25 protein-coding genes are annotated in these 22,087 nt (G+C 59.4%); 15 read left to right on the top strand and 10 right to left on the bottom strand.

Going from position 1 to position 22,087, the window contains the following annotated elements; all coding sequences use genetic code 11:
* Nucleotides 1-101: 101 nt before the first annotated feature.
* Nucleotides 102-1,457, bottom strand: a complete 1,356-nt coding sequence (locus SH292x_RS13700) for an alpha-L-fucosidase (protein WP_442481573.1) — start codon at nucleotides 1,455-1,457, stop codon at nucleotides 102-104.
* 191 nt (nucleotides 1,458-1,648) lie between these two features.
* On the opposite strand from SH292x_RS13700, the gene SH292x_RS13695 reads away from it, so the two are divergent.
* From SH292x_RS13695 to SH292x_RS13680, 4 genes are all read left to right on the top strand, one after another.
* Nucleotides 1,649-3,133: a phytoene desaturase family protein gene (locus SH292x_RS13695; protein ID WP_442485859.1), complete on the top strand. Its 1,485-nt coding sequence runs from the start codon at nucleotides 1,649-1,651 to the stop codon at nucleotides 3,131-3,133.
* A gap of 99 nt (nucleotides 3,134-3,232) precedes the next feature.
* Nucleotides 3,233-3,676: a hypothetical protein gene (locus SH292x_RS13690; protein WP_442481572.1), complete on the top strand. Its 444-nt coding sequence runs from the start codon at nucleotides 3,233-3,235 to the stop codon at nucleotides 3,674-3,676.
* A gap of 132 nt (nucleotides 3,677-3,808) precedes the next feature.
* Nucleotides 3,809-4,288 (top strand): hypothetical protein, encoded by a 480-nt coding sequence (locus tag SH292x_RS13685; RefSeq protein ID WP_442481571.1) that lies wholly within the window; start codon nucleotides 3,809-3,811, stop codon nucleotides 4,286-4,288.
* A gap of 131 nt (nucleotides 4,289-4,419) precedes the next feature.
* Nucleotides 4,420-4,776 (top strand): YcxB family protein, encoded by a 357-nt coding sequence (locus SH292x_RS13680; RefSeq protein WP_442481570.1) that lies wholly within the window; start codon nucleotides 4,420-4,422, stop codon nucleotides 4,774-4,776.
* On the opposite strand, the gene SH292x_RS13675 is transcribed toward SH292x_RS13680, so the two are convergent.
* Entirely contained in the window at nucleotides 4,769-4,984 is a 216-nt protein-coding gene (locus tag SH292x_RS13675; protein WP_442481569.1) for a DUF433 domain-containing protein, read from the bottom strand. The two genes, SH292x_RS13680 and SH292x_RS13675, sit on opposite strands and share 8 nt — an antisense overlap.
* 80 nt (nucleotides 4,985-5,064) lie before the next feature.
* On the bottom strand, nucleotides 5,065-6,051 hold the full coding sequence (locus SH292x_RS13670; RefSeq protein ID WP_442481568.1) for a WD40 repeat domain-containing protein: 987 nt from the start codon (nucleotides 6,049-6,051) through the stop codon (nucleotides 5,065-5,067).
* A gap of 164 nt (nucleotides 6,052-6,215) precedes the next feature.
* Between SH292x_RS13670 and SH292x_RS13665 the strand changes: the two genes are divergently transcribed.
* The 3 genes from SH292x_RS13665 (at nucleotide 6,216) to SH292x_RS13655 (ending at nucleotide 9,407) form a co-directional block, all read left to right on the top strand.
* Nucleotides 6,216-6,647 (top strand): 3-hydroxyacyl-ACP dehydratase FabZ family protein, encoded by a 432-nt coding sequence (locus SH292x_RS13665; RefSeq protein ID WP_442481567.1) that lies wholly within the window; start codon nucleotides 6,216-6,218, stop codon nucleotides 6,645-6,647.
* 113 nt (nucleotides 6,648-6,760) lie between these two features.
* Nucleotides 6,761-7,573 (top strand): enoyl-ACP reductase FabI, encoded by an 813-nt coding sequence (locus SH292x_RS13660; protein ID WP_442481566.1) that lies wholly within the window; start codon nucleotides 6,761-6,763, stop codon nucleotides 7,571-7,573.
* 253 nt (nucleotides 7,574-7,826) lie between these two features.
* Nucleotides 7,827-9,407 (top strand): serine/threonine protein kinase, encoded by a 1,581-nt coding sequence (locus tag SH292x_RS13655; RefSeq protein WP_442481565.1) that lies wholly within the window; start codon nucleotides 7,827-7,829, stop codon nucleotides 9,405-9,407.
* 91 nt (nucleotides 9,408-9,498) lie between these two features.
* Here SH292x_RS13655 and SH292x_RS13650 read toward each other — a convergent pair whose 3' ends face one another.
* Nucleotides 9,499-10,566 carry a 3-oxoacyl-ACP synthase III gene (locus SH292x_RS13650; protein WP_442481564.1) on the bottom strand — a complete coding sequence of 356 codons (1,068 nt, stop codon included), beginning with the start codon at nucleotides 10,564-10,566 and terminating at the stop codon, nucleotides 9,499-9,501.
* A 105-nt stretch (nucleotides 10,567-10,671) separates the two neighbouring features.
* Between SH292x_RS13650 and SH292x_RS13645 the strand changes: the two genes are divergently transcribed.
* The 5 genes from SH292x_RS13645 (at nucleotide 10,672) to SH292x_RS13625 (ending at nucleotide 15,379) form a co-directional block, all read left to right on the top strand.
* Entirely contained in the window at nucleotides 10,672-11,436 is a 765-nt protein-coding gene (locus SH292x_RS13645; RefSeq protein ID WP_442481563.1) for a CPBP family intramembrane glutamic endopeptidase, read from the top strand.
* 524 nt (nucleotides 11,437-11,960) lie between these two features.
* A complete protein-coding gene (locus SH292x_RS13640; RefSeq protein WP_442481562.1) occupies nucleotides 11,961-12,704 on the top strand; it encodes a gamma-glutamyl-gamma-aminobutyrate hydrolase family protein in 744 nt (247 codons plus the stop codon).
* Nucleotides 12,705-13,978: 1,274 nt separating this feature from the next.
* Nucleotides 13,979-14,509 carry a hypothetical protein gene (locus SH292x_RS13635; RefSeq protein WP_442481561.1) on the top strand — a complete coding sequence of 177 codons (531 nt, stop codon included), beginning with the start codon at nucleotides 13,979-13,981 and terminating at the stop codon, nucleotides 14,507-14,509.
* A gap of 229 nt (nucleotides 14,510-14,738) precedes the next feature.
* The gene (locus tag SH292x_RS13630) at nucleotides 14,739-14,930 is read left to right on the top strand and encodes a hypothetical protein (RefSeq protein WP_442481560.1); all 192 of its coding nucleotides are present in this window, start codon (nucleotides 14,739-14,741) and stop codon (nucleotides 14,928-14,930) included.
* A gap of 110 nt (nucleotides 14,931-15,040) precedes the next feature.
* Entirely contained in the window at nucleotides 15,041-15,379 is a 339-nt protein-coding gene (locus SH292x_RS13625) for a hypothetical protein (RefSeq protein ID WP_442481559.1), read from the top strand.
* 45 nt (nucleotides 15,380-15,424) lie between these two features.
* Here SH292x_RS13625 and SH292x_RS13620 read toward each other — a convergent pair whose 3' ends face one another.
* The 5 genes from SH292x_RS13620 to SH292x_RS13600 all read right to left on the bottom strand — a co-directional run bounded on the left by SH292x_RS13620 (nucleotide 15,425) and on the right by SH292x_RS13600 (nucleotide 17,968).
* A complete protein-coding gene (locus tag SH292x_RS13620; RefSeq protein ID WP_442481558.1) occupies nucleotides 15,425-15,898 on the bottom strand; it encodes an NfeD family protein in 474 nt (157 codons plus the stop codon).
* Nucleotides 15,899-15,989: 91 nt separating this feature from the next.
* On the bottom strand, nucleotides 15,990-16,376 hold the full coding sequence (locus tag SH292x_RS13615; RefSeq protein WP_442481557.1) for a hypothetical protein: 387 nt from the start codon (nucleotides 16,374-16,376) through the stop codon (nucleotides 15,990-15,992).
* Between the two features lie 174 nt (nucleotides 16,377-16,550).
* Entirely contained in the window at nucleotides 16,551-16,796 is a 246-nt protein-coding gene (locus SH292x_RS13610) for a DUF7660 family protein (protein ID WP_442481556.1), read from the bottom strand.
* Nucleotides 16,797-16,843: 47 nt separating this feature from the next.
* On the bottom strand, nucleotides 16,844-17,413 hold the full coding sequence (locus tag SH292x_RS13605) for a DJ-1/PfpI family protein (RefSeq protein ID WP_442481555.1): 570 nt from the start codon (nucleotides 17,411-17,413) through the stop codon (nucleotides 16,844-16,846).
* Between the two features lie 165 nt (nucleotides 17,414-17,578).
* Nucleotides 17,579-17,968, bottom strand: coding sequence for an acyl-CoA thioesterase (locus SH292x_RS13600; RefSeq protein ID WP_442481554.1), 390 nt, complete (start codon nucleotides 17,966-17,968; stop codon nucleotides 17,579-17,581).
* 116 nt (nucleotides 17,969-18,084) lie between these two features.
* Between SH292x_RS13600 and SH292x_RS13595 the strand changes: the two genes are divergently transcribed.
* From SH292x_RS13595 to SH292x_RS13585, 3 genes are all read left to right on the top strand, one after another.
* Entirely contained in the window at nucleotides 18,085-18,708 is a 624-nt protein-coding gene (locus SH292x_RS13595) for an acetolactate synthase (protein WP_442481553.1), read from the top strand.
* Between the two features lie 97 nt (nucleotides 18,709-18,805).
* A complete protein-coding gene (locus tag SH292x_RS13590; protein ID WP_442481552.1) occupies nucleotides 18,806-19,522 on the top strand; it encodes a hypothetical protein in 717 nt (238 codons plus the stop codon).
* 21 nt (nucleotides 19,523-19,543) lie between these two features.
* Nucleotides 19,544-20,872, top strand: a complete 1,329-nt coding sequence (locus SH292x_RS13585; RefSeq protein WP_442481551.1) for an HD domain-containing protein — start codon at nucleotides 19,544-19,546, stop codon at nucleotides 20,870-20,872.
* A 3-nt stretch (nucleotides 20,873-20,875) separates the two neighbouring features.
* On the opposite strand, the gene SH292x_RS13580 is transcribed toward SH292x_RS13585, so the two are convergent.
* Nucleotides 20,876-22,060: a response regulator gene (locus tag SH292x_RS13580; RefSeq protein WP_442481550.1), complete on the bottom strand. Its 1,185-nt coding sequence runs from the start codon at nucleotides 22,058-22,060 to the stop codon at nucleotides 20,876-20,878.
* Nucleotides 22,061-22,087 lie beyond the last annotated feature (27 nt).

Raw genomic sequence — 22,087 nt, 5'->3', positions numbered from 1 at the left:
GAAATAGCCGAAGACCTACGTGTCTTCGGACCTAACCTGGATTGCAGTGTCAGGTCCGACGACGCGTAGGTCGTCGGCTATTTGTCGAGCGAGATGGACGATTATTCCGTGACTTTCACCACCGTCACGAACTCATCCACGCTCTGAGGTCGCGGAATCTCTAGCTCCATCGCACTCGAACCACGCGATGCTTTCACTCCGCTCATCGTTTGCCCGCCGGACAGCAGCGTGACCGTGGGTTCTGCTAGACTTCCCTCGATCTGCACCTTCAGTGGTTCGTCCTTCGGCCACTCCGCAACGCACAAATAAAGACTCTTCCCATCCGCCGACTTGGTGGCGTAGGCTTGCACGCTATTGAGGAACTTCACCTCCGGCGCCGGAGTCGTGTCGTAAATTGCTTCGCCGTTTGTCTTAAACCAGTTTCCAATCTCCGCCAAACGTTCTTTCTGTGGCTTAGGAAACTCGCCCTTCGCGTTGGGGGCGATGTTAAAGACAAAATTACCACCCTTGCTGGCCGAGTCGACGATGTTGCGAATGATATCACGCGGTTCGCGGTAGTTTTTCGCGCCGCGGACCCAGCCCCAGTTGTCGTCGTCGGTGCAGGTCATCACCACTTCGAAGTACCGCTCTTGCAGCGAGCCTTTGAGCTGATTCTCGGGCGTGCCGAAATCGCCATGGTCGGCCTGCACGCCGGCACCGCAGCGGTCGTTCACCAGCATCTCGGGTTGCAACGTGCGGCAGAAGTCGTACAGCTCGCGGGCGTGCGGCGTGTCGGTCGAATACTGATCGTCGACGTACCACCAGTTGTCGAACCACAGCACATCGACCTTGCCGTAGTTGGTCAGCAGCTCCTTGAGCTGGGCCTTCATGTAATCGGTGTAGTTATCAAACCGCTTGTCCATGACCTCCTTCGCCGACCAGTCGCCAATCGAATAGTACAAGCAGAAGTGCATGTCGTTCGCCCGGCACGCGTCGGCGATCTCCTTGACCATGTCGCGGCCAAACGGCGTCTGCTTGACGACGTTGAAGTCGGTGGTGTCGGTGTCGAACATGCAGAAGCCGTCGTGGTGCTTGGTCGTGAACACCACGTACTTCATGCCGGCGGCCTTCATCTGCTTCACCCACTCGTCCGCATTGAACTCGGTGGGGTTGAACTTACTCGCGACGTTCTTGAGATATTCCTTCGGCGTGATCACCGACCGCCGCTCGCCGAGGCCCATGATCTGCTCGGCGGGGCGATAGGGACCGCGGCCTTGGTAGTAGCCACCCAGTTCGGAGTAGACGCCGAAATGGATGATCGACCCGAACTTGGCGTCGCGAAACCATTCGCATCGCGGATCGCCCGCGGGGCAGCCTCGCTCGCTCCAGTAATCTTTGACGGGTTCGTCCGCCCGAGAAGGATGGCAGAGCACCGAGAGCGACACGACAACGACCGACCACAGAACAAGGCGCAGCATCGAAAGATTCCAAGAAGGGTGGAACTTGAAGTCGCGCGGGGCAGATCGCGATGCCACCAATATGCCCGCTGGGGCTGCGTCTCGCAAGCTTTTGCCCCGTTTCTACCCCCGTCGAGCCTCGGGCGTCGTCGTGGTAAACTCACGGGTTCGTTTTGCTTCGTTGTTCCGCAATCCTCGCACCCCTTCAGCACGTGCCCAAAGACTTCCTCAAAGGTGCCCAGTCCCATTACGACGTCGTGGTCATCGGTGCCGGCCTCGCCGGGCTGACGTCCGCCAACATCCTTGCGCGGCAAGGGCGTAGCGTTCTGCTGCTCGAGCAGCACTACAAGCTCGGCGGCATGGCCACGTGGTTCAAGCGCCCCGGCGGGCACATCTTCGACATCTCGCTGCACGGCTTTCCGTACGGCATGGTGAAGAGCTGCCGGCGGTACTGGTCGAAGGAAATCGCCGACTCGATCGTTCAGCTCGACGGCGTGCGGTTCGACAATCCAATGTTCTCGCTCTGGACCTCATTCACGCGCGAGGACTTCACCCAGCAACTCATCGAAAAGTTCGGCCTCGAACCCGATCGGGTTCACGCGTTCTTCGACAAAGCACGCGGCATGAACTTCTACGACGACCAGGCAACGACCACTCGCCAGTTGTTCGACGAGTTCTTCCCCGGCCGCGAAGATGTCATCCGCCTGCTGATGGAGCCGATCACCTACGCCAACGGGTCGACGCTCGAAGACCCCGCGATCAGCTACGGCATCGTGTTCTCGAACTTCATGTCGAAGGGCGTCTTCACGTTCCAAGGGGGCACCGACAAGCTCATCGACCAGATGGAAGAGGAACTGAAGAAGTCCGGCGTCGACATTCGAATCAACTGCGACGCCAAGAAGATCAACCTGAAGAACGGGGCGGTCGAATCGATTGAGATCGACGCGAAGGGGGGCACGCACACCATCAAGTGCGACGCCATTGTCTCCAACGCCAACCTCCGGCAGACCATCTTCAATCTGGTGGGCGAAGACAAGTTTGATAAAGGCTTCATCGACGACGCCAAAGCTGTGCGGCTCAATAATTCGAGCACGCAGGTTTACATGGCGCTCAAGGAAGACGACCACTTGGAAGTCAGCGAGCTGGGCGACCTCTTGTTCAGCAGCACCGCGCCGGTGTTCGAGACCGAGGCCCTATTGTCGCGCGACGTGACGAGCCGGACTTACTCGTTCTACTACCCCAAGACCCGCCCCGAAGCGCGGCCGCGATGCCTGATTGTCAGCAGCACGAACGCCCGCTTCGAAGACTGGGCGGAACTGCCCGAGGACGAGTACCAGGCGAGCAAGCAGGACCTGTGCGAGACAACGCTCGACGCCCTGGATAAGTACGTCCCCAACGTCCGCGAGCGAGTGGTGCACGTCGAAGCTTCGACGCCGAGGACGTTCAAACACTACACGGCCCACATCGCCGGCGCGAGCTTCGGCACCAAGTTCGAAGGGTTGGCCGTGAGCCGCGCGCTGCCGCAACAAATCACCGGCCTCTACCACGCCGGAAGCGTCGGCATCATCATGTCCGGCTGGCTCGGCGCCATGAACTACGGCGTGATCGTAGCGAACGAAGTCGATAGTCAACTGATGAACAAGAACTCGACGTCCACCGCAGCCGCAGAGAAAGCCGTGGCCGAGGACATGAGTTGAAAGGTCGTTTCGTTGAACGCCCAGCCGCAGGCGCCGGCTACGTTTCTACTTTATTGAGCCACGGGTGAACACGGATTAGCACGGATAAGAGGTGGCACGATGAACGACGAGAATCCGTATCAATCTCCAGGAACTCATGGTGAATGGCGAAAGGTAGACGACGCTGCGGAGCCGGATGAGCAAGATACGCTCGACCACAGCTTTGCCCTGTTCACGTCTTGCAGCAACACACCGGAGGCGCAGCTCTATCAGGCACTGTTACGGCAACACGGCATCGATAGCCATCTCGAGAATGCTAACACGTTCGGCAGTGCGTACGTTGGAGCTCTTGGAGGCATCCGGTTATACATTCCCGCGTCTGCCATGGAAGACGCCGTTGAGATTTTTAAGGACGGCCTACCGAAACTGGATGAGTCCGCATCCACCGAAGATATCACCTTCGAATGCGAAGAGTGCGGCAAAGAGATCACGTTCCCCGGCTCCCGCCGCGGGAAGACGGAGTCGTGCCCAAAGTGCCACGAGTACGTCGACGTGCCGGAGTGACGATTGAGTTCGTTGTGAACTTGCAGAAGTCTTCGTTTAACGCCCAGCCGAAGGCGCCGGCTAGCGTTGATACTTATTAGCCACGGATGAACACGGATTGGCACGGATGGAAAGAAAGAATGGAGGGCAACCATGGCTTACTCTATCGAAGTTGCGGACGCGTTGGTTAAAACCCTCGGCAAGTTCAAAACATTGAACAACTATCAACTAGCGGGGCAGCTTGCGAACATTGAATTCTGGGCCGACGAGGTCCGCCATGTTGTGCGTGTGCTCGATGGTTACTCGCGCCGAGACAGCGACCGGAAAAAGTCGGAGCGTCACTACATCAATACTCACGACACCAAGCGGTTTGATGCGTACGAGAAAGAAGTGTTCAACGATGTCTTAGACCCCGAGTTCTTGCGTCCTGCCTTACCCGACGACTACCTCATTGAGTCGAGCGTCATCAAGGCCAAACGCCAACAAGTCGCCGACGCTCTCTACCACTTCCTGAAGCGTTGCCATAAGGAGCAACTGCTGACCGGCGAAGAGGCGAAAGCTTGTTTAAAAAGCTGCGACCTTGGCTGGGAGCCGGGCGATTTCTCGCTTCATGGCCGAGACCCAAACGTATGATTGCTACAGCGAAATTCGCCCGAGACGACGAATACTACAAGCTTTCGTATCGCGCTTGGCTCAAGTACCGCTCGAAATGGCGAAGGTATGCACCGTACCTATGGGGATCGGTATTACTTCTTGCTGCAGGAATGTTTCTATCGGACGTTGCTCGCCCCGTAGCGTTTGGGATCATGGCCGGGGCAGTCGTAATGTGCATCGATACGGCTACCTATCCGTGGAGATGGCGACGAAGGATCAAGAAGCTCGGCTTCTCGGAGTGGGTGCAGTTGAGTTTCGCGGAAGAGGAGATTGAATTTCGCTCGCCACTCGGCAAGGAGGCAATTTCCTACAGAACTTTCATAGGATGTGTAGGAACTCCACTCGGCATCTTCCTGCGGATGACGCCTGACTCTTCCTTGTTCGTTCCCAACAATTCGATTGAGCCACCCGAGCGTGTCGAGAAGTTACTCGCCCATCTGCAGCGGAAGATTCCGGCGATTAGTTGACGCGAAGGGTGCTCGTGGCGTGAGTCTTCGCATCCGCCAGAACCGCAGCAACTTGCTCAGGTGTGACGGAAGGGAATTGCTCCAAGAAGAAATCCACGGTCTCTCCACCCGCTAGCCAATCAAAAAGAGACTCAACCGGCACTCGCGTTCCCGCGAAGCAGGGCGTGCCGCCGAGGATATCGGGGTGAATGGCGATGGTCTTGTCCATGTAGGAATTATACCTCGCGCATGGGCATCTGGAACAGCGGATCATGTCTCTAAAACTACTTGATGATCGGGAATGATTCGCTAGTTGGTGAAGTCTGGATCGCCCACGCTCCAAAGCGTCACCCCACTACCCCCTTCCGAGTTGCCATGCACTTGGGCTAAGCACTTCCCTGAAGGATCGAACGCGAGGCCATGGGCGATGCCACCACTCGTGCGGCTAAGACGTTTACCCGTCCCTCGATCCCAAAGTGTCACGCCCGAATTCAGCTCGGCGACTCCAACTAAACGATTGTCGGGACTGAACGCGATGCAGTCGACGCGATCACGTCTCTCGTCATCGAACTTCCCAACGTTCTCGCCGGTCTCCGCATTCCATAGATAGACTGCCGTGTCATCCCAATCGCCGCTCGTCGCGATCCACTTGCCATCCGAGGAGAGGGCAATGGGATAAGTGGCGGCCGGATTCAGCGTGAGTCGGCGCACTAGAGCTCTCTCGTTGGTATCCCAGATTTCGACACCGTTGCTATCGGTGGCGATGACGATCGTGCCGCCATCCCCCGTGGCCGCGAACGTGTGACCCCCCACCTTCGCAGTGGTGAGATTCTCACCCGTGACGGTATCCCACCATCGCAAGGTGTTATCGTCACCGCTCGTAACAATGGTTTTGGAATCCTGCAGGAAGAGTAGGGAGCGCGAAACCTTGTCGTGGCCAACCAGCTTGGTTCGCAGTTCACCCGTCGTGGTGTCGAACAAGCTGATCTCGACTCCGTCGGTTCCAGAAGAGCCATGCGAAGCTGCGATCGTCTCTCCATCAGGGCTCACGGCTAACGCCCAGGTGTAACATGATAACTGTTCGTCGATCGTCCCCAGCAGCTCGCCAGTGGCCGTATCTCGAATCTTGATCAGGTTTCCCGAGCCCGCCGTGTAGAACTTGTTGCCACTGGGGTCGAAGGCAAGGGAGCCGTATTCTTCGCCGGTCTCGGCGATGTTCCGTTCATCGGTCAATTGCTGAGCGTCGAGGGGTACTGCAACCGCCGCGGTTAGGAGAACTAGGGCTACACGCAACATGTTTCCTCCCTTTAGTTTGGAATGGCGAATTGCGTCAGTAGAGCGACAGCCTTCCGGGCGACGCCTAGGACAATTCGGCCTGCGGTGATAGCATGCGGCAACGCCATTTCGGGCGATGGACCCCTCATATACCGCCGCTTTAACGCTCAATCGTACCCGATTCCATGTCCCTCGACCAAATCAAATCCGCCATCCCCCACCGCGAACCGTTCCTGCTGATCGACGAGATCGTCGAGCAGGGAGACTCCAAGATTACTTGCCGGAAGACCTTCACCGGCGAGGAGTTCTGGTACGCGGGGCATTATCCGTCGTTTCCCATTACGCCCGGTGTGATCCTGTGCGAGGCGTCGATGCAGGCCGGCGCGGTGCTGTTGTCGAAGATCGTCGGCGACATGGAAGGCCGAGTACCGGTGGCGACGCGGGCGAATAACGTTCAGTTCCGCGAAATGGTCCTGCCGGGTTCGACGGTGAAGATCGAAGTCGAACTCACCGAACGCCTCGCCGACGCGTTCTTCCTGAAAGCCAAAGTCACGAACGAGACGACGGGGAAGCTCGCGTGTCGGTTTGATTTTGCGTGTACGTTGGCGAAGCCATAGTACCTCCACACTCCGTGTGGAGAAGCGATTGTTTACGTTGTTCTAACTCGTGGTCGTCTCCATCTTACTAGCACCCACCTCGGCCTCTCCATACGGAGTATGGAGGTACTACGATGCCCTCTGACTTTTTACAACTTGCTGGTAAGACCGTCCTCGTCGCTGGCGTGGCGAATCGTAAGAGCGTCGCGTGGCACATCGCACGGCTGCTGACCGAGGCCGATTGTCGCGTGCTCTACTCGGTCCGCTCGCCGGAACGGCGCGAGCAGATTGCGAAGCTCGTCGGCAGCGATGCCGATATCATTGTGTGCGACGTCGAGCACGAAGCAGAGATCGCTCAGCTTGCGAAGGAGGTTGCCAGTCGTACGGACAAGCTCGATGGCATGGTCCACTCGATCGCGTTCGCCGATTATCAAGATGGACTCAAGCCATTTCATGAGACCTCGAAGCGGGCATTCCTGCGGACCATGGATGTGTCGTGCTATTCCTTCCTGGCGATGTCGCGAGAGTTGAAGGATGTTTTTGCACACGACGCGTCGGTGGTCACCATCTCGATTTCGACCACCCGGATGGCCAGCGAGAACTACGGCTACATGGCCCCCGTGAAGGCCGCGCTCGACTCGTCCCTCGCGTTTTTGGCCAAAAGTTTCAGTGCCCACAGCGAGGTGCGGTTTAACGCAGTCGCCGCCGGGTTGCTGAAAACCTCGGCTTCCGCGGGCATTCCGGGGTACGTCGACAGCTATTTGTTCGCCGAACAGGCCACGCTCCGGCATCGGGCCGTGGCGACCGAAGAAGTGGCCAGTACCGCGGTTTTTCTCGTAAGTCCGCGGTCCTCGGGCATCAACGCCCAGCGGGTGGTGGTCGACGCGGGCATGGAAACCAACTATTTCGACGCCGAAATCGTCCGGCGGAACGTGGAAGGGTCGTAGCGGCTGGCGCGGCCCCGGAGTCGGTCTCCCGTTTTCGTAAGTGAAATCTACTGGATGGTTTAGGCCATCCGTGCTATCGTAATAGGTGAGGAGAGAGCAACTTGCGGCGGCAGCACTGCTGCCTAAGAGTTGCGCTGCGTGCGCAGGGCTGCGCGAGGGTGGCCCGGCCGAAGCGACATTCGAGCGCACGCAGTGGTGTGAGCGGAACAGAGTCAGACTTTTCCAGGCGGCCGATCCTTCAAGCGCCAGACTGATGCCAGAGGCCATCACCAACAAACTGCTTCATGACCTGAAGCGCAGCGAGCTTATTGAGGACGATCAACTCGAATCGTTTCTCAAGAAGTCCGCTGCGAAGCACGGAGGGTCTATACCCGACGATCCCGAGGTCTTGGCCTCGGAGATGGTGGAAGAAGGACTGCTCACCGATTGGCAGTCGAAGAAGCTTCTCGCCGGCAAGTACAAAGGGTTCCGCCTCGGCAAATACAAACTGCTAGGCGAAGTCGGCAAAGGTGGCATGAGTGCCGTCTACCTCGCCGAGCACGTGCTGATGCGACGTCGCGTGGCGATCAAGGTGCTGCCCAAGTCCCGCGTCAAAGACTCTTCTTATCTCGAGCGTTTCCGCCTCGAAGCCCGCGCGGTAGCGAAGCTCGACGACCCGCACATTGTTCGCGCGTTCGATATCGATAACGAAGGCGATACACATTACATCGTGATGGAGTACGTCGACGGCAAGGACCTGCATCGTTTGGTCGCCGACGGCGGGCCACTCGATGCCGACACAGCCGCCGACTACATCGCCCAGGCCGCCACGGGGCTTGCTCACGCGCACGACAAGAACCTCATCCACCGCGACATCAAACCAGCGAACCTGCTGGTCGATCGTTCGCAAACCGTCAAGCTGCTCGACCTCGGCCTCGCGAAGCTAACCGAAGACGATCAAACTTCGCTGACGCTTGCGAACGACGAGAACGTGCTTGGTACTGCCGACTACCTCGCTCCCGAACAAGCGCTCAACAGCCACTCCGCCGATCAGCGGAGCGACATCTACAGCCTTGGTTGCACGCTCTACTTCCTGCTCACCGGCCGGCCACCGTTCCCCGAAGGGACGATCTCCGAGCGGCTGCTGAAGCATCAAGTTGAAGAGCCTGAGAGCCTGCTTAAGCTTCGGCCCGAACTGCCGATGTCGCTGGTAGAAATCTGCCAGCGAATGATGAACAAGCGGGCCGAACTGCGGTTCGAGACCGCTAACGACGTTGCCGATAGGCTCACTCAGTGGCTTGCCAGCCGTGGCCGTAAGGTCCGCGGAGGGCGAATGGAAGCTACTGACGAAGGAAGCGGTGTCGGCAGTGGTATCCTCACCCGCTTCGGCGTCCGTCCGCCCGGGAGTGCGATCAGCACCCCGCCCAGTAGCGAGACGATGTCGAACGCCGCGGCAGATCGAGACACCAAACGCCTCAACGATTCCAGTGGCTCGGGCGTCATCATCGACGATGAGGACATCACCCTCGCTCCGCTTGAGGAAGATTCCGAGAGCCCCCAGAAGAACCGCGACCGTGCTCGGTCGTCCGACGTGCTGGGTGGATCGGGCCTCAAAGCCAAATCGCCCACTTCCTCGGGCAGCGGACCCCCGACCAAGTCGCTGTTCGAGGAAGAATTCGTCGAGAAAGCAGAGCCACTCAAGCCTCGCTTCTCGGGCGAGTTTGATTTCAATCCGCTTCACCCACCCGGGTACACAAACCCTTACAAGTCGACGCCGTGGGGCCTGATTATCGGTATTGGCGTGGCGGCGATCGTCGTGGTCGGAGTTCTTCTAGCGATGTCGATGAGCAGCTAGCTCGCCTTGAGTCATCTTGCGTCCAGCCCGCGGCGATTTCTGCGAGATTGATGCGCCATGGTGCGCAGTCTGGGGTCGGGGACGACCCGGCTCACTGTTCGCTCGCTTCGACGCCACCACTTACTAGCGTCTTCTGCCATTCGCAGCCAAGCATCACGCAGTTGATGCCCGAGCCAATGCCAAGCATCGCGATCTTGTCGCCGGGCGTTGCGGGGCGTTCTTCCAGTCCACGCGCCATGGTGATGGGTAACGCTGCGGAGCCGGTGTTGCCGAGCGTTTCGAGCGTGCCGAAGTCGATCGCCGGATCGAGCCCCAACGCTTCGAACAGCATCTTCCGATGGGCCACTCCCACCTGATGGCAGAACGAACGGTCGATCGTGGCAGGGGAGAGGTCGGTTTCGGTTTGGAAGCGTTCGAACGTCGCCGCTCCTGTGGCGATGCCCTCGTGCATCAGGGCTTCGCTGTCGGTCTGCATCAGCTCCGCGTGGCCGTCGCTTTGGCAGAGCTCGTGGTGCTGCGTGCGGCAATGCACCGCACCGCCGAGCAGTCGATTGCCTGTCTTCGTGAGTTCGGCGTCGGCCAGCACGATCGCGGCACTTGCCGAGCCAATGGTCAGCGACGCCACGGCGAACTTGATCGCATTGCGTGTGAGCGTCGTGTCGCGGTTGAGCTGCTCGATAGTTCCTTCGACCAAGTTGCGCCCCGTCTCGGTTCCGACAACCACGCCCGCGCGGATTTGGCCGAGCTCGATCATGTTGGCGACCTGCACCACGCCGTTCAGAATGCCCAGGCAGGCGTTCGACACGTCGTAGATCACGCAGTCGTCCGGTAGGCCCAGGTGGTGGTGCACCCGCGACGCCGTGGCAGGCTCCAGGAAGTCGCGGCAGACCGAACCGTGCACCAGCGCACCGAAGTGCTCGAGAGCAATGCCGCTGGCCTCGATCGCTCGCCGTGCGGACTGGATGCTGATGGTGCTGGGCCGCGTGCCGGGGACGTAGAAGCGTCTCTCGGCGATGCCGGTCATCAGTTCGAGCCGGCCCTCGGGGAGCTTAAGTCGCTGGTAAACGGGTGCTAGTTGCTGTTCAATGGCAGCAGTGGTCACGACCTCGCCAGGCAGCGTGTAACCCAGGGATTCGATGAAGACTCGTGAGTAACGCATGCAACTGTGGTAGGCGGAGGCGGGGCGAGGATGTAGTCTAGCGAGGATAGACGGTGGCCGCCCGCGGGTAAAGCGGCAGACCTAGGATCGAGGAGCAGGCACGTGGTGAATCGCTGGCGAAAGTTCGACTTGTTGGTGCTCGCCATCGCGTGTGTTTTACCAACGTTCGTGACGCTGGTTTACTTCGTCTGGGCCGCCGAATCGAAGTCGAGCGTCCAACAAATTGTCTACGCCGTAGCGAAGGTCGTGCAGTTTGGCCTTCCGATTATTTGGGTACTCATCGCGTGGCCTGAGCGACTCCCCTGGAAGGGCTCTACCGACCCTACCCGAGGACCTACAGGTCGTCGGACCAACCTCGGCCACGTCCCGGACTACGCCCTCGGTATCGGCTTCGGCATCGCCGTGGCTGCGGCGATGTGGTTGCTGTATCAGTCGCTTGCCGGCACCGAACTGATGGAGCAGGCCCTCGCCCCCATCCGCGAGAAGATCGCCGGCATGGGGCTCGCCTCACCGGCGAGGTTCCTGGCACTCGGCGTGTTCTACTCGTTGTTCCATTCGCTGCTCGAGGAGTACTACTGGCGGTGGTTCGTGTTTACGGGGCTCAAGCAGCACACGCGAGTCGTGCCAGCCATTGCCATTTCGTCGGTGGCGTTTTCGGCCCATCACTTGGTGGTGCTCTGGACGTACTTCTCGCACGCCCCGGCGATTGCCCTCGTTTTGACCGCTGCGGTGGCGGTGGGGGGGGCGTTTTGGGCGTGGTTGTACGAGCGGTCGGGCTCGCTCGTGCCGTCGTGGATGAGCCATCTGGTGGTGGATGCGGCGATCTTCTCGCTGGGGTACCATCTAGCGGCCCCGCTATTTCGATCTTGACGTAATCGCTCATGCTAGCATCCGGCTGCGTGTGCTGTTGTGGCACATCATCTTGTGGTTCGGTTTTCGCAAGTCGCAAAATGTTCCTAGGTGCTTGTGTTCGGCCCTACAATCCCTAAAGTTTCCCTTCACTTGCATCCCACACACTCGCCGCGTGACACGGCTTTACAGCACAGGAGCAATCCGAGAACGAACGATAGGGAAATCGGGCGTAGCCGCTACGCAGACCTGACATCTGCTTGGAGGCATGCAAGAGAATCGTGGGGGTTGTGGTAGCTTCGCAATGGATGGCGTGCTGCTCACCGTTCCTTCCTGAGTGCATGACCTAGCACTCGATACTCGCTCGCAAGACATTCTGGCCCCGTGGGGGGAGATTCCGTGCGACCGGCCTACCTATCTACACTCAATCTCGCAGCTCCTGTACCCCGGAGACGGTCGGAACGATTTCCACCAAAAGGCTTCACGACGAAGCCGGAACGTTCCCTCGCGAGCCGTCGACGTACTTTCACAGGGAGTGTTGAGAGATGTCGAAGCCAGTCATTGGTTTGAACGCTGACTACCGTGCAGCCCAGGGCGAGACGCCCGCTTATTCGTACGTGGGGGCGGGCTACTACGACGCCATCATCAAGGCCGATGCCATTCCGGTCATTCTTCCCCCCGTCGCCGATCTGGACGACATGCACCAACTGCTCGACATCGTCGACGGCGTGCTGCTCGTGGGCGGTGCCGACCTCGATCCTCGCCGCGATGGTTGGATGCTGCACCCAACGGTAAAGCCGCTCGATCCTCGCCGCGAGACGTTCGACCGTGCGTTGGCTCGCCTCGTTTGCCAGCGCCGCGTTCCCGTGTTCGGCATTGGTGCGGGCATGCAACTGCTGAACGTCACGATGGGCGGCAACCTGCTGCTGCACATTCCTGAGGATCGCCCCGATGCGCTGCCGCACCGCGATGCGATTGATCCGCAGCATCGCCACACGCTGGAAATCATTCCGGGCTCGCTGCTTGATCGCGTGTACGGCGATGGCGAGCTTCGTGTGAACAGCCGCCACCACATGGCGTGCGACGAACTGGCCCCCGGTTTCATGGCCACCGCCAAGTGCCCGGATGGCATCATCGAAGGCATTGAGTACCAAGGCGAGGATTGGTTCGCCCTCGGTACGCAGTTCCACCCCGAAGCGAATACCGCCTCGGCGCTCGACATGCGAATCTTTGAAGAGTTCATCATGGGTGTGAAGGAAAACCACGAAGCGGTCCGTTTGGTCGCCTAAGGTATTCTTCTTTTTGCTAAGTTGTCATTGGTTCTTCGGAACCCACCCGAGTCGCAACGATCCACGAGAGGGAACTCGCGCAAGCCGGCAAGGATGCCGCCTTTATTTTGGACAAGTCGACTTCATCGAAACCCGTTCGGCACAACGATTGTGTCGAGCGGGTTTTTGTTTGTTGAGAGCAAGCAGCCATGTAGGCCGCATCAAGCTCTGCGCCGATACGGCGCTTAACGTGTTCAAGTTATTGCCCCTCACTATGTCCCAGCGCGCTCCTCGGGTTTGAGTTAGACTTTGTCTCACGCCAAGGCGCAAAGACGCGAAGCGGCTGTAGGCCGTATCAAGCTCTGCGCCGATACGGCGCTTCGCGAGGCGCGCTAAAGTAGCGCGTCCCGTTGGGACTACTGATGCAATTGGCGACGAGTTCCCAGGACTTCGTCCTGGGCTATCGAAGCGCGCCACTTCGTGGCTAGGGGATTAGAATCGCGAGTGGTTGAAGATTTGCGATTGGGTTAAGGGTGAATTGCCGCACGCGGCGCGGAGCATGGTACGGCCTACGGCCAATAGCATATAGCTCTTTAAAAAAGTGACGGGATCCCGTCGGGCGGTTGGGCGGGGTGAAACTTGGATGGGGTAACCGGTGTTCGTGTTTGCCGGCAGGCATCGTATTTTCCACCTCGCCCCACGGGCGCGCAGTTCGAGACAGCCTGTCGTAAACCCTCAACACAGGTCCAAGGTGCTGATCGGCCAAACCACCTCCATCTCGATACGTATCGGTGGGGTCCCCTTCGACGAAGGTGGTCCGCTGTTTCGAAGCACAACTGTCTCTCCCCGCACGCTTTCGCGTACGACGAACAGGTTGAATTGTATCAAATGTACACGTTGTTGTCAAGGGCGCATGTGTACGCGTGGACATTTTGTGGGAAATAGTTGGTGAGGGCAGAGAATGGAGAGTTTAGGCGAGCCGGTGAGCGTTAGCGACCGGAGAAGTTAGGGTGAATGGACTACTCGGAAGAGTTTCTCACGCAAAGGCGCAAAGACGCGAAGAAGGGAAGAGGGGGGAACACTAATCTTCGCTTATCGGCGCTAATGGGGAGGCGCCATCGTTTGCGACCTGTGATGTTTCGAACTCTTTGCGTCTTGGCGGCTTTGCGTGGGGTTGTGAAATCTCGATTTCAACCACTTTGGAGGTGTGGTAATTTATGTACTTTCCGGGCGCGAGCACCCATCCTACGCTAAATAGCCAGTCATCTTTGTTTGGCATGAATCGAGAGCGTCACATGATGAGCAACGCCTCCTGGCTGTGGGACCAACTTCATGATCAATTCGATACGGACGATGGCTCCCTTCCTGATGTGTATGTTGAGTACCAAAAGCCCGAAGCGCTTGTCTCCGCGTACTTGTTGCTGAGGGATCGTGCGACTGCGGTCGTAACGGAAAGGCCTGATTATTGGTCGACCAGTCTGCAGCAACGCCTTCCTCTGGATACTGTTCCCAACGCTTCCATGCTTGTGCTTTCCGGCGAGGCAGAGCCGTTCCATGTAGTCTTTGGGGGAATCACAGCGAAAGGCGTCGTGATACCTGACTTAGGCGTTTTCGTCTTTCAAGAATGTATTGCGTTGGACTATCGCATGGGGAGTGAGTGGGGTCCGCCGGAACTGGACGCGTTCTTTGAGCTGCTTGTTGAACTGTCCGCCTTGGACCCGGCGTGCCGCGTAGCACTCGACGATGGCCAACCCGTTTCCCAAGCAAGTTTTAACGAAGCATTTCATCGATTTCGACGCGAACGCTCAGCGCGCATGGAATGTTGAGATCAAATTGTGTGCGGCGCCGTTGGCGATGGATAAGATGCACGAAAATCCATACTCCTCCCCGCAACATCTCAACGCCACTCCGATCGGCGATGGCAAAGGCTCGCAGTGGCTCGTCCATGTAGCGCCATGGGTACTGCTTTCAACTGCACCACTCCTCCTCGAGTTGACGGACACCCGGCGGCCAAATCGGCAACTGCCGCTAGGGGAATGGCCAGAGACCTCTTGGGTGGACCACTGGATCGGGGGCCTCATCTGGTTGCAAGTGCCGATGGCTTTGGTGTCGATCGTTCTTGTTTGGCGAAGGATGCCGCACGGTACCATTCGCTGGCTTGTGATCGGAGTCGCCGTGGCGTCGGTTCCGGCAATGATGCTTTTTGGCTTGGCGGTGGTGATGGCGAAGACGGGGAAGTGGTTGTAGGTATGGGAGGCGTCTGGATCGTCTCGACGCGGGCTACTTAAAGTGGTTTCCGGCTGTCTACCAGCAAGGGTCCGGTGCCAAGACCGCGAATTGCGAATTATAATCCTGCAATGACCAACCCCTATCAGTCCTCTGAAGTTCACTCAGACAAGTCAAATAAAGAGCTTGAGAAGTTCCCTTGGGTGCGGTGCGTCATGGCGGGAGCGGCAACCTGGGGAGTATTGTTTCTGGCCGTTCAGCCGCTCGTTGGCGCTCGGCTGATCAATTTTCAATCGGGCATTGTGGGGGCTGTTGTCTGTTCGATGGTTTTTCCACTGGTACCCATCTATGCTGCGCTCGACCTCAGGGAGCACCCGATTTATCTCGTGCTGGCCGGCATCTCGGGCGTGCTGCTCCACGCCACTTTTTGGATCGTCCTTCAGGCGCTACGGAGGCGGCGTTCGCGCTGAGCTCGCTGTCGCCGCTCCGGGACGGCGGTGATGAACATGGGATCGTCATCGATAGTTGCCTGCATGGCTGGGTTCGACCGGCCGCACGTAGAGTCTTGTGCCTTGCCGGTTGACGACCACTACCGGCGTTCCCGATGGGATGTGGCCGTAGCTTGATGTTGCCATCCATTGCTGATCATCAATGATTACCTCACCGGCGAGACGTAAGTCGGTCGAGGCGAAGCCGGTCCGCCCGATGATCGATTGGTGTTTGGTCTCCGCGAGGCGGCGGCAATGCGCTGTCTTTCGTAGATCCCTGAGGTGTTGCAAACGCTCCTTGCGCTGACGCGGAATGTAGAAGAGCACATCGTTGACAATGAAGAGGGGCCAGAAGACCAACGCGGCCGTGGCTATGGCTAGCTGAAAAGTTTGTAGCGCCTCGAAGAACGTCGACGAGACTTTGCTCTTGGCGGCGGATTTACCGACGAGATAGCAGCAAACGCAGCCCAGCAAGAAATACGCTATCAGTACGAGGTGCATGGGCGGGAACTCGCCAGTTCAAGAGTGGTACGAGTGAGATCGCGCTTCGGGCATCGGCTGGCTGACTTACATTTCCGTGGCCAGACTTCGCCTAACTCAGCCCTTCGATCAGTATCACCAAAGGCGAAAGTAGCGCAAAGGCGGCGGCAAGGATGAAAAGGACTGCCAGGCCCAGTGACACGATAGCCATTGCGTAGCGCTGGCGAGGAGTTGCATTCATCGCCGCCAGCGCCAGAACGACCGCGACAGCGGCAGTTGCGAGCGTGGAACCCGGATGTAGCATCATCCGGGTTAACAGCGGCAGCTTCATGTCGAACTCCCGGAACAGGGGCGTAAGAGCCGAGCCTGCGAACCAGATAGCCAAAGCGAGCGTTGCCCAAACCATTGAGGCTACGACAATACTCAGCTTGAAGGTGAATGCCGCGGGTTGGCCTCTCGATGCCGGTGCCTCGTAGGGATTCGGCGAGTCCTCGTGCATGGTTGGTGTCTTCGAAGTGGTCGCGCGTGGGCGTATGTGGCAAGTTCGCTGTCGCCGCTCCGCGGCTTGCGAGGGGATGTGGCGATTGGTCCCGGGGCTTGCGCCCCGGGCTATGCGCTGTCGCCGCTCTGCGGCTGGGGGGGCGAGAGGCGAGCTCTCGTGCAAAACGGCTCTTCACTCGTAAACGGAGGCACCTCGCAGCGCGACGGCCATCAACGTCCACGTTGGATTCTCGGGGTCGATGCCCGGCGCGCAGTTTGCGCACCAACCGGGAAGGTCATTCAGATATGCTGAGAGTGCATCAAGAAACGAACCTAGGTCAACGTTCTCCCACTCGTCGGACTGGCAATTCAAATCGGCGCGGAGGTCTCTGACAAAATTCGACAGATCTAACCGCGACTGTACCTTCATTGCATCCATCTATTCACCCTCTTCAGCTCTATTGAGTGACCTCTTCTTGTTGCGACCTACCCCCGCAGCACTTCTTCAAACGCTCGCATCCAATTTGCGTTCGCGGGCCAGGCGGCGGCGGTGACTAGTTTGCCGTCGACGGTGACGCTGTCGAGGCCGCCGCTCGGGAGTTCCCAGATGCCGCCGGCGGATTCGACTTCGGGGCGGACGGTGGGGTAGCCTTGGCAGCGACGACCCGTGAGCACCTTGGCGGCGGCGAGGATCATGGGGCCATGGCACGTCGCGGCGATTGGTTTATCGGCCGTGGCGAAATGCTTGACGAGCTCGAGCACGCGCTGGTCGATGGCCAGGTACTCGGGCGCGCGGCCGCCGGGGATCACCAGGGCGTCGTAGCTGTCGGCCTGGATGTCGGCGAAGGTGGCGTTGAGCAGGTAGTTATGCCCGCGCTTCTCGCTGTAGGTTTGGTGGCCCTCGAAGTCGTGGATCGCCGTGGCCACGGTGTCGCCCGACTTCTTGTCGGGGCAGACCGAGTGGACGGTGTGGCCGAACGCTTCGAGGATCTGACGGGGGACCATGACTTCGTAGTCTTCGACGAAGTCGCCAACGATGAAGAGGATCTTGGCCATGGAGTTGTTGTCCTTTGAAGGGTTCGTGTGAGCCGGGTCGTCCCCGACCCCGGATGGGATATCAGAGTTGGTCTTGTGGTGGATTCAACTCAGTGGGTGGTGGTTGCTCTTGGGCTATCGGGCTCGGAGAGCCCTCCCACAGGTTCCTGTAAGCAGTAAGTTGCGTCACTCGTCGATCATTAAGTAATCGGGCAGACGCTGAACTTGGCCGTTGCGGTCGATGCAGGCGAGCGTGCTGGTTCCTTCGGCGAGCAGCATCCCGCCCCGCTCGACCTTATACTCGTGGTCGATGCGGGCACCGCGGGCGCGGGAAGTGTGGATGGTGATGTCGAGCATGTCGCCGAACCGCGCGGGGAGGCGGTAGGTGCAGGCGATCTTGTTCACGACGAGGATGATGCCATCGCGCTCGAGGTCGGCGTATTCATACCCGAGCGACCGCAGGTGGTGGACACGGGCGAGTTCGAAGTACTTGAAGTAGTTGGCGTGGTGGACGACGCCCTGGGCATCGGTTTCGTAGTAGCGAACTTCGAGGTTGAATTTGTAATCGCGGGACACGGCGGGGCAGGGGGTGGGGGAGGGCGGAATGGCGAAGGCGGAAGGGGGAGTTCGAGCTTCGTTATACCGGACCAACGGCTGAGCTTCTGCCCCCGTCGCTTCGGGAAACGCGGCGTTTGGCTCGCGTTGAAATAACCCGCCTGTGGGCTTATACTTACGTCGATGCTGGCAGCCAGTGCCGGGTGGCGGATCGCCCGGCGGAATCGCTCGCCGCGAACGACTATTCCAAGGAAAACAATCTCATGAGCATTGGCGAAGGAGCCAGCACCGATTTCGTCACGGCGAGGGGTCGCGACTACCCGTCGATTCGGCAGTTTACGGTGTTTCTGGAAAATCGCGTGGGCCAGCTGCTGGAAGTGATCCGCAAGTTCCACGGCAGTAAGGTCCGCATCGTTGCCCTGAGCATTTCGGATTCGACGGAGTGCGCGCTCGTTCGGTTCCTGCTTAGCGATCCCGAAGCGGGGCGCGAGATATTGGAGCGAGCCGGGTTGGCGCTGGTGGAGTCGGATTTGATCGGCATCGAGCTTCCCGACACGCCGCAGCCGATGCTGCAAATGTGTACCGCTCTCTTGGCGGCTGAGGTAAACATCACGCAGGTCTACCCGCTATTGGTTCGCCCGACAGGCCGGCCGGCGGTGGCCGTGATGGTCGACAACATCGAGATGGCCCTCGACACGCTGAACAACGAAGGCTTCCGGTTGATCAACGAAGATGAACTGAAGCAATACGATCAGCCCTAAGCTGCGACCCCATCCCTTAGCCGCCCCGCGGCGTCGCTGAATCGCCGGATCACTCGCCGTACTCCTCGCCAAATCCACTCGATCGTCGCACCCGCTGATGCCCATCCAAGTTACTTGCCCCGGTTGCCTCAAGCGTTTCACCGTTGCCGACAAGCACGCGGGCAAGCAGGGTCCGTGCCCCGCCTGTAAGAAGCCGATCACGATTCCAAAGCTGGAAGACCAAGTGGTCATCCACGAGGCCCCGCCGAGCGGGCCGACCGACTCGAAGGGTCGTAGCGTCCTCAAGACGTTCAAGAAGAAGGACTCGAAGTTCTCGCCGCTGATCGCGGGATCGGCGGTGGGCGTGGCGATTCTGGCGGTGGTGGCCGCGTTCCTGATGAAGGGAGCCGTGCAAGGCCCCGAGCTGACGTCGGTGCTGATCATGGCTGCTGGCGCGGCGCTGCTAGGTCCATTCATCGCGGTGGGTGGTTATCTATTCCTCCGCGACGATGAACTCGAACCCTATCGCGGCACGCAGCTTTGGTTGCGCGCGATTGCGTGCGGCGTGGCGTTCGCTGTGGCTTGGTTGTTGTTCGGCTTCATTCTCAGTCGGCTAGCAATTCCAGAGGAAATCGCGAAGGGCCTTTTGATGTGGCAACTATTGGTGCCGCTCGCGGTGATGTTCATGGTGGGGCTACTTGCCGGCTACGCAAGTTTGGACCTCGAGCCCGCGGCGGCGATCATGCTGTTCGCGCTGTTCTTCATCTGCACGGGCCTGCTGCGGATGGTGATGGATCTGCCGTTCGTGCCTGGTTTGGTGCTGGGCGGAAGTTAAGTCCAGAACCATTCGAGCCCGATGGCCATGCCCTACGATTATTCGTTCATTCCCGAGCTCGCCACTCGCCACGCGCCGGCGAGCTTGGTGCGTTTGCCTCCGGGCGAAGACGTTCCGCTGACGCCGCGAGTGCGGCGGCTGGTCGATACGCCGGCGTTTCGACGTTTGAGCAGCGTCTCGCAGCTTGGCCTTGTGCAAATGGTTTACCCGGGGGCGGGCCATACGCGGTTCGAGCACTCGCTGGGGGTGTATCGCGTCGCGCTGGAGTTCTTGGCGCGGCTGACAAGCGACGCGCGCTTCGCGGAGATCGTGTCGCCACAGCAGGTGGAGTGCTTCCTGCTCGCGGCGCTGCTGCACGACGTAGGGCATTTTCCTTACTGCCACCCGCTGGAAGACATCGCGCTCGCTAGCGTTACGCACCACGAAGCGCTCGCTCGCCAAGCGATCAGCTCGGGCCCGATCGCCGATGCGATTTCACAAGACTGGAACCTCGAGCCCGCGCGGATTGCGGACCTGATCGCCGGACGCTTGCAGGATCCGGGCGAGTGGGTGGTTCGGAGCATGCTCTCAGGGCCGATCGATGTCGACAAGATCGACTACCTATCGCGCGACAGCATGCACTGCGGTGTGCCTTACGGCCGCAACTACGATCAGCGCCGGCTGATCTCCAGCCTGTGCCTCAACGCGGTGGGAGATCGCATCGCCGTGACCGACAAAGGTCGGACCGCGGCCGAGCTGATGGTGTTCGCGCGGTACGTTATGTTCAGCGAAGTCTACTGGCACCACGCGGTGCGGTCGGCGACGGCGATGCTACAGCGAACCGTGTATCATTTGGAGCACCACATCGACTGGCCGCGGTTATTCGGCTCCACCGATCAGGAGTTTTCGTCGCTGCTCCTGTCGGTGGCAGGTCGCGAGTCCGCGGGCGTATTGGTGGCTGCACTTTTTGGTAGTGAGCGGCGGCTGTTCAAGCGCGTCGCGCAGTACAGCTTGCTTGAATCACCCGAAGTCTACGAGCGACTCGCTCGCCGGCCGTACGATTGGCTGGTCGATTGCAGCATGCGATTGGCGGAGAGTATTGCTGTGTCGCTTGGTGAACCCGTGGCGCCGCACGAAGTGCTGATCGATGCGCCGCCGGTGAAGCTCGAAGTGCAGTTCGACGTCGATGTGTACGCGGCGAAACAGGGGGTGTATCGCCCATTGGGCGAGGTGTCGCCGGTGGTGCGGACGCTGGTTCACGAGCAATTCGACGACTACGTGAAGCGAATTCGCGTGTTCGCAAGCCCTCGCATTGCGCCGGCGATCGGAACGCTGCCGCTTGATGAGCTAGTGATGCAGGCGACAAGCTAGATGTTACTCGTCGGCGGTCGCCGCAACGAGGTTTGCCATGTCCACGGGGCATGAGCTAGCGCACACCGTGACGACGTCGGTCGAAAGCAGATTGCCATAGTGATTGAGCAGCTTTTCGAGCGCCACGGCCGACAATCGCTGGCCACGCCGCAGTAGTCGCGAGTCGTCGCGGGTCATGATGTCTTCGAACAACACCATGCCCTCTTGTAGCTCTTCGAGGTTCAACGTGATCGGCGTGAGGTTGTCGTTGTTCAGCGGGTTGCGTTCGAGCTCGTCGAGCAGGGCCTGATGCAGGTTGGGGAACAGCTGCCGCATTTCGAGGAGGGCGTCTTTGTTGCTCATACCGATTCGCCCGAGCCAGTTCCATTGTACGGAGATACGAAGCAGCGTGGCACCGATGGCGATGATCTCGTTCTCTTGCGGTGCGAGCGAGACGGTGCAGCTGCCATCGACGTTGACCTGTTCGCGAATCATCCGCGCGATGGTGCCGAGGCGTGGAATCTTCTCCAGCAGCCGCGATCCGGTTGCGGCGCTGGAACTAAGGATGTCTCGGAGATCAGGATCGTCGGGGGCGGCCGTTTCGAGCTTGCGGCGCTGGCGTTCAGGGAGCAGCGTAAACCCAACGAGCCCCAGTCGTGCGGCCAGTTTGTACTCCCAGCGGTCGGGGGCACCGATTGCTTGACGCAGGTGCTCGACGAGCGACTCGATCTCGGTGGTGCGGCTAAAGATGTCGGGCTGGACGATCGCGAGCACGTCGGTCAGAACGCCGACGGCGCCGGTGAAGGTCTTGTGCAGCAGCACCTTCTCGGCGGTCACGAGGCGATACTGTTCGAGTCCCGCGTCGAGCGCGCGGCGAATGTGCTCGTGATCGCACGGCTTGTTGAGGAAGCGAAAGACCTGTCCGTCGTTCACGGCCTTGATGGCCGTGGCTTGGTCCTGGTTGCCTGTGAGCATCAGGTAGACCGAGTCGGGGGCGACCGTTCGGGCCTGCTGGATGAACTGTACGCCGTTCATGCCGGGCATGCGCATGTCGGTCATCACCACGGCGAACTCGCCACTGGCTTCGATCTCGGCGAGCGCAGCATCGCCAGAGTTGGCAGTCACTAAATCGTAGAAATCGCCGAGACGACGACGCAAACCGTTTAGCAGCGGTTGCTCGTCGTCGACGATTAGAATGCGGTCGCTCATAAAGTTGGCCCCTCTGTCAAGCATAGC

Source organism: Aeoliella fuhlenseeensis, from assembly GCF_052161615.1.
Classification (GTDB): Bacteria; Planctomycetota; Planctomycetia; order Pirellulales; family Lacipirellulaceae; genus Aeoliella.
Note: the sequence above shows the minus strand (reverse complement) of the source record. Positions and strands in the feature narration are given on the sequence as shown.